This window comes from Paenibacillus rhizoryzae (assembly GCF_059686995.1).
In genome coordinates, this window is record NZ_JCAALT010000007.1 from 260,327 (window position 1) to 272,167 (window position 11,841).

Sequence of the window (11,841 nt, forward strand, 5' to 3'; positions counted from 1 at the left end):
TATTAAGGCTTAGAAACTGTCGATAGTGCGCCAGTGCCCATCATCGATAGTGAAAGAACGACAGCGTCGTCCATTGTGTTACCTACCTCGAAGCTTGTCACCATTACGCTACCGGAGTAGCCAAGAGCGCTCGACGAGTCTTTAGGGAAGATGTTGACCGATGCCTGAGTGCCGCCTGTGAGAGCAGCGAATAGCGCCGTCTGTCCTGTTGCGTCGTTATCGCGATAGAGAGCCTCAGCTTCGAGCTCCCATCCTTTCAAGCCGCCGATATACTCGTTCCAGCCGTTCGAGTCGAAGCTTGTTACGTCGATCTCAGCTTGCTCGACTGTGAGGGTAGCCTCGCGAATCTCTGCGACCTTATTGCTCACAGTGCCGTTACGGACATATAGCCCGCCTTTATACCCGGGAGTTGCAGAAGATGCCATTCATAATCACCCTTTCGATTTGGTTTACGCTTCTTGAAGCTGTACGCGGTATCTAACCGGAACATGGCGAGTGTAGCCGTCCGGGTCGCGCATTGTCTCGGAAAAATCATAATAGCAGGAGCACACGTCCCATCCGGGGACGGTAAGGTCTTGATCGGATAGCAGCCTGTTAAGGTCGCCAAGAATCCCGAGCGCCTCCTTGTACCCTTGGTAGCGGCTCCATATGTGCAACGTGATTGTAGTCTCTTCACCGAACCGGGACATAGTCCTCATTGGTGAGCTCGTCACGTCTCCTATGGTTACATAGGGAAATTGAATATCTTGGTTAACGTCATCATAGATGCCTGTGATCTTAGCCATTAGCGTCGTGTCTGCCGTTAGGCGATCATAGATAGCTGTCTGTAAGGCAAGTAAGGCCGAGCCGCTCATAGCTTGCTCACCGCCTTTTTGACCGCTTCCTCCATGGCTTTCTCATACTTCGGTATCTCAGCCTCAGCGGTCGGCGTCATGAACGGCTTAGCGCGAGTCTTGACCGTACCGAACTCGACAAGGTGAGCAAAGGACGAGCGCGGCCCGATCTCGGCGCTTAGGCCGTCCGAAGAGAATGAGGATCGGATACTCTTCATCATGACCCGCGTGATTTTCGGTACTCGCGCTTGTGCTTCCTTGCGGATCGTGTCCGCTGACTTCTTGACCGCTGCCCGGACAGCGACTCGGGTATCCTTGTCGAAGCGGCTAAACTCCGCGATAACCTTGTCGATACCTTTAACACTTAGCTTGATAGCGTTGCTCATCGCGGGTCTGCCACCTCCTGACAAAGTATTTGCAGCTCTCGGCTCGCTTCAAGCGCGTTGATCGTGTTGAGGATGCGGAAGATACGCCCCTTGAATACGACGCGCATATCGTTCGTAACCCCGGCCCGGTATCGCATCCGTACCTTGTGCTTGACGTCGGTCTGAATTTGCTGCTGCTCGAATATCTCTGTTTGTACGAGTCCGAAATAAGGCTCGATCCCGGCGTAAACGCTCGCGAAGGTTGTCCAAGCTTCCGACCATCCTCCGGCGCCGTCCGGTGTGCGAGTTAGTTGCTCGATGGTGATCCGGTGCTTGAGTGCGCTCGTTAGTGTGTCCGTATCGCATCCCTTGCAGCGCTTCATACTGGCGTCACCCGATCAAGGTTGAGCAGACTCGTCACAGCGCATGGAGGCTCACACATACCGTTCTCGACCCAGTGAGACGCGAGCAGGATGATCGCCTGTCGGATACGAGCCGGGACTTGGCTTGGCGTACCGTACCCTGTCACGTAAGCGACTTTAACCGCGTTCGTTGCTTGGAGATCGCTCGCGGGCCAGTAGTCAGCAGCGACTAGGAAAGCAGGCTCCGAGAAGTTATCCAATATATACGACGAGGCTGATACGGTCGTAACCGATCCGGTATAGCTCGCGTAAGTTAGCGCCTCGACGGTTTGCGTCGGGGGCCTCGGGAGTCGAATCTCATCACCATAAGGCCAGTCATCCCGAGCAAGCTCGACGGTCTGTGTGATGTACGCCCGGTTCTGATACTCTTCGCACCACTGGCGGGCTACGACGATATTAGTCGTGATAACCTCATCGAGGCTATCGTCGTCCTCGTCGATCCGCATTTGCAGCTTGATCTCTTCGAGAGCGACAGGCTCCTCAGTCGGTTGTACTACTACCCGGAACTTTAGCGCGTCCCGACCCTTTGCCATTTGGCTTCACCGCCTTTCCACCTTCCGGCTCGACTGCTGCCGTCTCCAGCTTCGGAGGCGAGCCGATCGGATCGAGCCGGACTCCTAGCGACTGGATCGCGTTCGCCCGGTCTGCGGAGAGCTCCATCTCTTCCCCGGCAAGCACTCGCCTTTCGAGCTCCTTGTCCATGTATTCGCTTCTTACAATGAACCGCAAGCTATCGCCTCCTTTATGTCCTCCTCCCGGTATAGGTGCCGGGCAGGATAGTTAGTGTCCATGAAAATAGGGAAGCCTGCGACAGCCGCCCGAATACAAAAAGCCCGATCCTCCCAATCGGAATGAGAGACGTTATAGATCGGTGAATAGTTAACGCCTGCGGCGATAACCTCGCGCCGGATGAGGATGCAAGCTCCACTCATACCGACTCGGTGTATACCCGGCTCTCGCCAAGTGGTGAGGCTGTTAGGAAAGAAGTCGTAGCGGTCGACGTCCCAAGCATTCGGCAGCTCCTCGGCGCCCGGTTGCCAGCGCGTCCAGAACACCTCCGACACTATCGGAGCGTTAGCCTCGACAAGCTTCAGGAGCGTACCGGGATGGAGCAGCAGATCGGAGTCGACGAGGAAAAAGTAGTCATACCTCTGCTCGTTCGCGATCCTTAGAAGCTCGTTTTTCATTGTCGCGACTTGCTTAAGATTGACGTTTGTCCAGTGGTGCGTATCGTCGTCCCGCTTGTAATCTCCGTCGCCTGTCGCTATCAGGTATTGATGAGGCCCCAAATACTTCTCAAGCTCCGGCGAGTTATGGAGGATGAAAAGCCAGTCGACCTCCAGCCCTTCCACGTTGAGCCCTCGGAGCGAATCGAGATAGAGCTGGAAAACTGTCTCATCCTGCCGGACAGGGGCCCCGATCAGAACGCGCTTGACTCCGAACTTGCGGAGCGCCGGGGCCGGATCGAGGACGCTCTCATACTGAGCGGCTACGCCGTAACCCTTCTTATCGATCCGCTTGTAAAATTCATACTTCCGCTGCCGATCTTCCTCCCTCGCCCATCCCCAGTGCTGCACGTCCATACGAGGATCGAATGTCCGCTGTGCAGAGTTGATAGGGAGGCGCCCACCATGGAGCTCTTTGTTAGACCATTGATACTCTCGGCCCGCGTCCTTGCGAACGCATAGAGGCCAGAGCTTGGTATGAGCGGCCCATAGGCTATCATCCCGGTACTCGGTCTCGCTCCACATATCATGCAGCCGGAAGCCGATAGAGTCGGCGCTCAGCTCCTCCGCTTTCTTGAGGGCCTCCGGGAGTCTCTCGATACCCGGGATCGTCTCGTCAGCGTCTAGGCTTATGATCCAATCGCCTTGCTCGGCGTGCTTGCTTGCAACGTCCCATAGCAGCCTCCGCAGCTTAGACTCGTCATGCTCGAAGTGTGACGCCGGAGTCACGTAGACCTCTGCACCGTGTTGCTCACATATCTCGACCGTATTGTCCGTGCTGGCGTCGTCGAGGATAACGATCCGCTCGCATACGCTGCTTAGCTGCTCAAGGACGCGTTCCAGATATCGGCCTGACTCATTGCGTACTAACATGGCCCCGATCAGCTTCATGAGTTGACAACCTCCTCGATAGTCCGTCCGGCTTTTTGCTCGCGGAGGACGTAATCGCGGAAGTCCTGCTCCATGATCTGAGTTAGACCAAGATGCCCGGCTTGGATCGTCGTATCACAAAACAGCTCGAATCCGGCCTGCCTTGCCCGGTAGCAGAATGCCAAGTCCTCTCCCATCTCGGGCATAGGGAAGAACCAAGGCTGAGGAGTCTTTTCAAATACGGATCGATGAATTAATGCACATGCTAGACCACAGCCCTCGATAGGCAGCAGGCCCTCGCCATATTGCAGCGGTATGCTCATTTCTTTTTGACCGTCTTCGTGTATTCTTACTTTTGTATAAAAACAAGGCGAGTACGGAGGTACGCGCTTGAATGCTTTCGCGGTGATAAAGTCTTTCTTATGTCTCACCAGTAGCACCGGAGTGCGCGGGTCGAGCGTCATATCGTTATCAAGGAAGAACAGATAGTCGCAATCACTAGCCAATAGTTGACGGCCTAGCTCCTCGCGAGCCTCGTATACAAGGCTATTAGATATCATCGATATCTGAAACTTTACGTCCGATTCCAGCCCGGCCAATTCTAGCAGCGAGCGAACCGCGTGAAACTCCATCGGCTTGCCGAATGGGATACCTATCATAATTTTCATTGTTTTCCCTACTCCCTTAAAGTAGTTTAAAAACCTGTGTTAAGCGTCGGCAGGCCCCACAGGACAAGGCTTTTCGGAGGCGCATTCCTATCCGACGCTCGAAGCATTTTTACATATTGCCGTAGCGGTTACGACCAACAAAGAAAGCTGCACTCACTGGAGCCGCTGAGTCTGTTTTGGTTACTCGTAAACCGACATAACGTTTGTTCAGAACGTCCGGGTCGATATCGACATTAATTACACCGGACGAGCTTGTCACGATGGAAGTTGTCGAGCGGTAAGTCGCTACCTCAGTAGCTACCGCGCCGTTCCAAGTGGAGGCTGTCGACTCGAACACCGTTACGACCACAGCCGAGGCCGTTGTCAGTGCTCCGACGTTTACGCTCGCCATGATCTGAGCGCCTGCCGTCGCAGAGATGAGCACCGAGCTGGATACTGCTGCCGATGCTTGAGGCGCGATTGCTAGTGTAATAGCGTGCGCTTCGGAGATTTTCTTGTTATTAACGGTCACTTATTCTCACTCCCTTTAATTTAATTGGAAGAGAGGGCCGGAGCCCCCTCATTAACCCGCCGGAACGTCGAGTGCGATGAACGGCGAAACTTGATAGCCGCCCTCTTGAGTGATCGGGCCAGCGAGCCAAGGTTGACCATCGACCGAGGAGAACGCCTTGATGACTGTCTTGTTCTCGCGGAAGTAGACGTGTTCCGATGCGCTGATAGCCAGCGGAGCGCCGTCTTGGATCAGGTAGTACGACAGGTCATTAAGCACCAAGTCGCCCTTAGCTCCAAGCTGCGGCGAGCGCTCATTGAATTGCAGATCGTAGCCAAGCAACGTACCCGGCAAGCCCTCGCGTGCGTTCGCCTGCCAAATTAGGTTCCCGTTGTCGTCTTTGATCTTCATGAGCTGCGGAAGGATCGACTGCGACGCCTGCCAGATTGGCGCGCCACCCATGCGAAGTTTCGCCAGCATACCGACCAAGTCCGCGTAACCGATCTGCGAAGCCGTTGCCCGGTTTACGCCGATTGTTGCAGCGGCATTGATTACGCCTAGCGGCTTGCCTTGACCGTTACCGTTAAGGAACGCGTCGTCCTCGGATGCGCGGATCGCACCGCCAAGCAAGGAGCGGAGAACCGAATCGACCGCCGAAGAGTTACGGAGTAGCTTGTCAGTAACGACGATGGAGCCTGCCACTTCTTTCGGCTGCAAAGTGATGTCGGTGAACTTCGCGCTAGTGTCCGGCTTAGTTTGGCCCTCTGCAATCCAATCGACTTGAACGCCGCCATACATGCCGTTACCTACTTGGTTCAGTGCTGGCATAGTGAGGGCTGCGTCAGGATGTGCCGAGTTAGTCGGGATAACAGTCGCACGAGGACGGACGATAGCTCCCTGCTGTGATACTTGCAGGATTTGCTCGCGGAACGTAGTCGGTACAAGCACGCCGCCCTCGGAGCCTACGCCCATCGATTGTTGACGCAATTGGACGAGACGGTCGTCGTGAGGATTGGAGCGAATTGTCATAATGTACTCGCCAAGCGACGTAAAGCCTGCTCCGCGCTCGTCGACTTCCTTCTGTTGGTTCTGGCGACCTTGCTCCATGAGAAGCTTTTGAGCGCGCTCCTCTGTGACGATCTCCTTGGAGCGGTTCTCGATCTCAGTGAGAAGAGAATCAAGGCGGCTCGTATCTTCTGTGCTGCGTTGCTCGTTTGCCAATAGACCGCGAGCCTCGTCTTTCTTAGCAGCTAATTGACGTTTTAGTTCTTCGATATTTTTCAATCTGTCCAGCCTCCTTTAGGATAGTAAAAAGCGGGCTCTAAGATTTAGCTCCGCTTCTCTTGCTTTGCGTTGTTCTTCCTGTTCTACTTCCTCGTCGTTTGCCTGCGGCTGAGCGCTGCGGTATTCGGCGAGGACTTCCTCGGCGCTGCGGACGGATGCGCTTGAGCTCGGGTATGCCGGGAATGCTGTTGGCGAAATCTCGAAGAGATCCACGTCCTCTAGCGTTCGGATATACTCCTTGCCGCTTTCCTCCCAGGAGTCAGAGCGCACCATAAAGCCGAAGCTTACACCCTCGACGTCCTTACGTCGGATCGCCTCAAGCGCTGCGTCACCCCAAGGGGAGGCCGGAGCATCGAAGTCAAACTTTAGGCCCCGCTCATCCTCCCATAGCCGGAGCGTCCCGGCCTTGGTGCTGCCGAGTACGATATCGCGGTTATGATTCCATAGTGCTCGGATGTTCTCACTCTTGAGCGATCTTGTGAACGCACCGCGATTGATTTTCTCGCGGAAGCCTCCTAGATCGACGGACAGCTTATCGAAGCGAGCCGCATACCCAGTGATGGTACGACTTTCCGCGCCGTCGTCTTTTGCCCTAATCTCAACATCTTCCACGTCAAAATGTCTAAGCTCACGTTTCATTTCCATCACCTCCCCCCTCGTCTAGCGGTTTAGTATCGCCGGGAGCTGGAGCCGGGGCCGGAGCAGGCTCAGGCGGGTTAATCATAGAAGACAGCGGAAGCGTAGCAGCGTTAACTGTAAAGGCTTGACCGTCGCCGTCCGGGATCGCGTTCAGATTCTCAAGCGCTCGAACCTCGTCGCGGTTCATCCAGCCATTTTGCAATGCGACTTGATAAGCATTGAAGCGGCTCGTCGTGTCGCCTCTTAGGAGGCCCTCGACGTTATGCTCCGCGTAGTAGAAGCGTTGATCGTTCTCCGCTATGAGCGCCTTTTGTACTGCCTGCTCCCACCGTTTGAGATAGGGGAGGATAGTGTGCTTCACAAAGAATAAATCCTGCTGCTCGATGTTCGAGAAGGTCGCCCGCTCAAGGTCGCCTATCATATGAGGAGGCACTCTGAAAATCCGAGTTATGTCTGTGAGCTGGAACTTCCTCGTCTCAAGAAACTGCGAGTCGTTCGGCGGGATCGTGTTCTTAGCGAACTTCATCCCTTCCTCTAGCAGCATGAGCCTATGAGCCTTGCCGAGCCCCTCATATTTCTCTCGAAGGTCTGTCTTAAGGCGGGCGAAAGCTTTATCGCTTAGCGCGCTCGGCGTCTCGATAACCGCCCCGACGTTAGTCCCATTCGAGAAGTATTCGTGTCCGAAGCTCTCGACCGCTTGCGAGAGGTTGATCGATCTCCGCGCCATTGATATAGGCGAGAGTCCTTTGTCGCCCTCGACAGCAAATCCCGGTATCCTTAAGACCCGGTAAGGCGGGAGCTGAAACTGTTGGTTATTCATTCGCGGATTCGTGACCACGTAATAAAGAGAGTAGTCAGGCCCGCGAACAGGCTCGACGCACCAAGTCGGGATAGGCCACAGCGCGACAGGCTGTCCGTTCTCATCGAACTCGATCTCTGCATAGGCGTCACCATGTAGCAGCAAGTTAGCGGTCATCATCTCGCGAAACTGGATAGCGATCTGTTCCGGGTTTGGCTGACTTTGCAGCAGCTTGTACAGCGGGTAGTTGAGCGCCCGGTTCTTGCTGCCTTTGCTCTCCTTGTATACCGGGAACGGCAGCGACGCGACCGTCTCAGAGATTAGCTTCACGCAAGCATAGACCGCGCTCGTCTGCATGGCCCGCATAGCTGAAACGGATTCATCGATCTTCGACCCGCCGCCGAACACCTTACGCCAGAAGGGCTCCTCACCTGTTGTCCGTTTCTCTCTTCGGAATCTATCAAACAAGCCCAAGGGCCTCACCTCCTCATATAGTGCGTATACCTCGCTCCTCATAAACGCTAGGCTTATAGTCGTTCACGACGACCCGCACCATAGCGTTTATGACCGCGGCTATCGGGTCGATCCGGTTTGTACTCTTATCCTTGTCGAGCTGTATGTTCTCATTGTGATCCTGCCGCGTTACTGCGTTTTGTACGGCCCACGTCAGCAGCTTGTCGCCGTTGTGGATGAGCCTGCCGCTCTTGACGAGCTCCCTGAGGTGCTTGGTCGGCTCGGATAAGGTCTTGACCCCTTGCCGTATCTCGACCATCATATAGCCCTCGCTCTCCATCTCCTGAGCGAACTGTGTCGCGTTGTACGGATCGTAGCAAACCTCTCGGGCCGTCCATAAGTTATCAGCCATAACGCGCTTGAGGTGCGACTGTATGAACCGATAGTCGACGACGGCGCCCGGCGTAACCGTTAACGCTCCTTGCTCGATGGCGAGATCATAATCGAATTTATCCGTCTTGCGCTTGGTCGCGAGCGTATCCTCCGGGATGAAAGAATGCTGCCAAACATATATGCGACCGTCGCCTAGTGGCACGACGCCGCCGATACTCGTTAAGTCGATCTTCTGCGACAAGTCGACGCCGACATAGCAGTCCCGGACGGATAAGTCCGGCAGCTCGCTAGTCCCGCAAGCTCTCCAGACGTCCATAGGCATATAGCCGTTTTCCTTTTGGTCGACCCACCGATTCATGTTCTTTGTTAGAAAGTTTCGCATCTTCTCCGGCACGTCGAGCGCGGCTTGCAGCTCGGAGCGGAGGAACGCAAGACCCTCCTCGTAAGTCGCGACGATTGGGTTAGCCTTGGGCCAGTTTCGCTCATCTCGAATATCGTCGTCCTTGTCGAGCTCGCAGATCATGACGAAATACTCATCATTGTCGATAGGGCTCGCCGGGTCGATGATATCGGAGGCGTACTGATACTCAGTAAAGCAAGGCTTGGACATATCGAAGCCCGCCGTCGTGATAATGACGATGAGCGGATTAGGCCGAGCCACCATACCGGATATGAGCACGTCGTATATCTCGCTCGTCTCATGGACGTGATACTCATCGACTATGCCGAGGCTTGGATTCTTTCCGTCGCCTGTCTTGCGGGCTTCCTTGCTGAGCGGCTGGATTACGCTGCCGCTCTTCGTGTGCCTTATGCGACCGTAGGCGTCGGAGTATTTACCCTTGAGCATCTCGACGTTTTGTATCTGTGTCAGTATCTCGCCGTACACAATACCGGACTGCTCCCGGCCCCATCCCGCGATATACACCTCAGATTGCTCAGGCGACAAAAAAGCCTCATAGCTCCCTATCAATGCGAGGAGCTGAGACTTTGCGTTCTTCCGAGCGAGCTGGATATAGGCCTTGCGGAACCTCCTCAGCCCTGTCGCTTTCCGCTTCCATCCGAAGATATTAGCGACGACGAAAAGCTGAAACGGTGTAAGCTCGATAGGCTGATTGGCGAGGACGCCCTTGCTATGCTTGAACATGCGAGCCCATCTATAGAACCGATACACCTCGTCGACGTCGAACCGGAACGGATAGTCCTCAGACTCGCTACGCTCCAGATCGGTGAGGAACCGCTCGCAGGCTGTTCGGTGCTTCTTGCAAGCTGTGATCCGACCGTCGGCGACGTCCTCGGCGTACCGCCCTAAGCTCTCTAAAATTGTGTCGATCTCGGTCATAGAGCATCAAAAAGCTGTTCGTCTGCCGACTTCGGCTTATCCTCCGGCTTCTTCGGAACGACTAGCTTACACCTCGATGTGATGTTAAGGCCGAGATCGGAGGCCGCTTGCCTGCATTGCTTGAAAAGCTTATCGACGCTGAGCAAGGTCTCGGCGTACATTGGATTCGAGTATACGTGAATCTTGCCGCGGTCGTCCTTCTCGCGTTTTGTGATAGGCGTCTTACGCAGCGTTAGGGCTACTCTCGCGTATTGCTCTCTAGCGAGCAAGTAGTTAGCCAGAGCGTCGACGTCTAAGTTAGCAATGATCTCGGCCCGCTTAAGCTCATAGGCCAGCCGATTAAAATCAGAATGCAATTCCTTAGGAAGGTGATCCGGGGGCTCGATGTTATCCGTTCCAGCCTTGACCTCTTCGGCTTTCCGCTCTTCTACTTCCTGCTTGGTTAGGTGCTTCTTACCTTTCAGCAGTAGCAGACTAACAGGTTCTCTCTTACGTCCTCCCATGGAATCACCTCCTTTTTACCAGTTTTTAGAGTTTTGGAGACTCCGAAAAGGGAAAATCCTTCAAATTAAAGGGGCCGCCGGGGGCGATTTTTTTTGTCGGCAGCTTTTTCGACCCCCTACCCCTATTCGTTTTTGTTACAATTCGTATCATTCGTTTTCACCGTTTGATGTCGAACTTGTTCGTCTTCTTCGAGTGGCACGACTTGCAGAGCGCCTGCCAGTTGTTCGCGCTGTCCCAGAACAGCGCCTTGTCGCCTCGGTGCGCGATGATGTGATCGACCTCGTTTGCTGGCGTGAGACGTCCGTTCGCTTCACAGTGGACGCACAGCGGATGACGTTCGAGGTACCGCAGCCTAGCCTTGCGCCACTTGTACGTGTAGCCTCGTTCCTCTCGTGTGCCTCTCTCATGCTCATAGGCTTGGCTCTCGCTCTGTGTATGCTTCTCGCAATAGCGTCCATTTGTTAGTTGATTGCACCCGGGTTTGTTGCATGGCTTCATCGGTAGACTTGGCACTACGTACCACCCCGGTTCTCTTGTCGGTACGCCAGTGGTTAACGACCCAGTGTACCCCATGCTGCTTGCTTATCCATCCTGCGAACCCATTCTCCATCTGACGCCCTCCTCATGTAGTGACCTTGTATGCAAATAAAAATAATCGCCTATTATTCTCCATACCGGAAATAATCCGATCCAGAGAACAAGAGACGAGAAATAATCTCCTGTTATGAGGGGCTTTCTAATTCCCCGCATACCTCACATAACGTCATTGCGACTAGCGCTAAGGCCGTAGGCCATTCAACGTTACTGAGAATCCCTAATTAGTCAGGACATAAGGGGCCGCCCGGGCATGATTCGCCCTATTGACTCTACCTTAGCCCTTTTCACAGTGGATGTTTGATATCGTTTATCTTATATTGTCTTATTTTGTGATTCTATGATCCGGCTAATATACCAAATTGCCTTGTTCAAATCCTCGACGCCGTTTTTCATCTTCCAGCGCCACAGATATTTAATAGCGTTCGCGGTGCATACCGCCTCGATTCCTTGCAGACCTTGCGTAGCTGCCTCTAAGGCGTCGATGCATTCCACTTTTCCGGATTTATAGTGATCTGGATTAATGGCGTCTTTCTTCGCAGGCTTGATCCCGATATCAGTCGACCGCACCCCTCCGGCGCCTAAGCCCCTTTGGGTCGGAGGTGCTGGGGGATCGCCACTCGTTACATCGCAGATAATACAAAACCATTCGCTACCGATAGTGCCTTTAGTAATCATCCCTAGATCGCATTTTGGACATTTCATGTTAACCAATCCTCCGCTTCGCTTTTTTGGTAAACTCGTCAACGCTTTTTGCGATCTCCGGGCCGAGGTGCTTAATATATGCATCTGCGAATCTCTCGAAGCGCTTCGTGCCGATCCCGAACTCCTCCCGGAGTGCTTTCTCGATTGCCGACAAGCTGAAACGTACCACAGCATCGTTACGCTCATTCAGCAGCTCGATAGCCTGCCTCAGCGGTATCCGTTTATCTTTACTCATAAAGATACCTCCCCCTCTGCGA

Annotated in this window: 17 protein-coding genes; all 17 read right to left on the reverse strand. The window is 54.2% G+C overall.

Going from position 1 to position 11,841, the window contains the following annotated elements; translation table 11 throughout:
- Positions 1-2 precede the first annotated feature (2 nt).
- Entirely contained in the window at positions 3-425 is a 423-nt protein-coding gene (locus AC6ESO_RS21880; RefSeq protein WP_497093241.1) for a phage tail tube protein, read from the reverse strand.
- Between the two features lie 24 nt (positions 426-449).
- Positions 450-854 (reverse strand): DUF3168 domain-containing protein, encoded by a 405-nt coding sequence (locus AC6ESO_RS21885; protein ID WP_497093242.1) that lies wholly within the window; start codon positions 852-854, stop codon positions 450-452.
- Positions 851-1,219: an HK97-gp10 family putative phage morphogenesis protein gene (locus AC6ESO_RS21890; protein WP_497093243.1), complete on the reverse strand. Its 369-nt coding sequence runs from the start codon at positions 1,217-1,219 to the stop codon at positions 851-853. Before AC6ESO_RS21890 ends, AC6ESO_RS21885 begins: the two co-directional genes overlap by 4 nt.
- Positions 1,216-1,581, reverse strand: a complete 366-nt coding sequence (locus tag AC6ESO_RS21895) for a phage head closure protein (RefSeq protein WP_497093244.1) — start codon at positions 1,579-1,581, stop codon at positions 1,216-1,218. The genes AC6ESO_RS21890 and AC6ESO_RS21895 overlap by 4 nt, the downstream gene beginning before the upstream one ends.
- Positions 1,578-2,153 (reverse strand): head-tail connector protein, encoded by a 576-nt coding sequence (locus AC6ESO_RS21900; protein ID WP_497093245.1) that lies wholly within the window; start codon positions 2,151-2,153, stop codon positions 1,578-1,580. The genes AC6ESO_RS21895 and AC6ESO_RS21900 overlap by 4 nt, the downstream gene beginning before the upstream one ends.
- Positions 2,101-2,349, reverse strand: coding sequence for a hypothetical protein (locus AC6ESO_RS21905; RefSeq protein WP_497093246.1), 249 nt, complete (start codon positions 2,347-2,349; stop codon positions 2,101-2,103). Before AC6ESO_RS21905 ends, AC6ESO_RS21900 begins: the two co-directional genes overlap by 53 nt.
- A complete protein-coding gene (locus tag AC6ESO_RS21910; RefSeq protein ID WP_497093247.1) occupies positions 2,334-3,737 on the reverse strand; it encodes a glycosyltransferase in 1,404 nt (467 codons plus the stop codon). The genes AC6ESO_RS21905 and AC6ESO_RS21910 overlap by 16 nt, the downstream gene beginning before the upstream one ends.
- Positions 3,734-4,384: a glycosyltransferase family 2 protein gene (locus tag AC6ESO_RS21915; RefSeq protein ID WP_497093248.1), complete on the reverse strand. Its 651-nt coding sequence runs from the start codon at positions 4,382-4,384 to the stop codon at positions 3,734-3,736. Before AC6ESO_RS21915 ends, AC6ESO_RS21910 begins: the two co-directional genes overlap by 4 nt.
- A gap of 109 nt (positions 4,385-4,493) precedes the next feature.
- Complete coding sequence (locus AC6ESO_RS21920) at positions 4,494-4,895, reverse strand: hypothetical protein (protein ID WP_497093249.1); 402 nt, start codon at positions 4,893-4,895, stop codon at positions 4,494-4,496.
- A gap of 51 nt (positions 4,896-4,946) precedes the next feature.
- Entirely contained in the window at positions 4,947-6,158 is a 1,212-nt protein-coding gene (locus AC6ESO_RS21925; protein ID WP_497093250.1) for a phage major capsid protein, read from the reverse strand.
- A 15-nt stretch (positions 6,159-6,173) separates the two neighbouring features.
- Positions 6,174-6,797: an HK97 family phage prohead protease gene (locus AC6ESO_RS21930; protein ID WP_497093251.1), complete on the reverse strand. Its 624-nt coding sequence runs from the start codon at positions 6,795-6,797 to the stop codon at positions 6,174-6,176.
- Entirely contained in the window at positions 6,787-8,070 is a 1,284-nt protein-coding gene (locus AC6ESO_RS21935; protein ID WP_497093252.1) for a phage portal protein, read from the reverse strand. Before AC6ESO_RS21935 ends, AC6ESO_RS21930 begins: the two co-directional genes overlap by 11 nt.
- 13 nt (positions 8,071-8,083) lie before the next feature.
- A complete protein-coding gene (locus AC6ESO_RS21940) occupies positions 8,084-9,781 on the reverse strand; it encodes a terminase large subunit (protein ID WP_497093253.1) in 1,698 nt (565 codons plus the stop codon).
- On the reverse strand, positions 9,778-10,284 hold the full coding sequence (locus AC6ESO_RS21945) for a phage terminase small subunit P27 family (RefSeq protein WP_497093254.1): 507 nt from the start codon (positions 10,282-10,284) through the stop codon (positions 9,778-9,780). The genes AC6ESO_RS21940 and AC6ESO_RS21945 overlap by 4 nt, the downstream gene beginning before the upstream one ends.
- A gap of 157 nt (positions 10,285-10,441) precedes the next feature.
- Positions 10,442-10,858 (reverse strand): HNH endonuclease, encoded by a 417-nt coding sequence (locus AC6ESO_RS21950; RefSeq protein WP_497093255.1) that lies wholly within the window; start codon positions 10,856-10,858, stop codon positions 10,442-10,444.
- Between the two features lie 336 nt (positions 10,859-11,194).
- A complete protein-coding gene (locus AC6ESO_RS21955; RefSeq protein WP_497093256.1) occupies positions 11,195-11,584 on the reverse strand; it encodes a DUF3310 domain-containing protein in 390 nt (129 codons plus the stop codon).
- Between the two features lies 1 nt (position 11,585).
- A complete protein-coding gene (locus AC6ESO_RS21960; RefSeq protein ID WP_497093257.1) occupies positions 11,586-11,819 on the reverse strand; it encodes a hypothetical protein in 234 nt (77 codons plus the stop codon).
- Positions 11,820-11,841 lie beyond the last annotated feature (22 nt).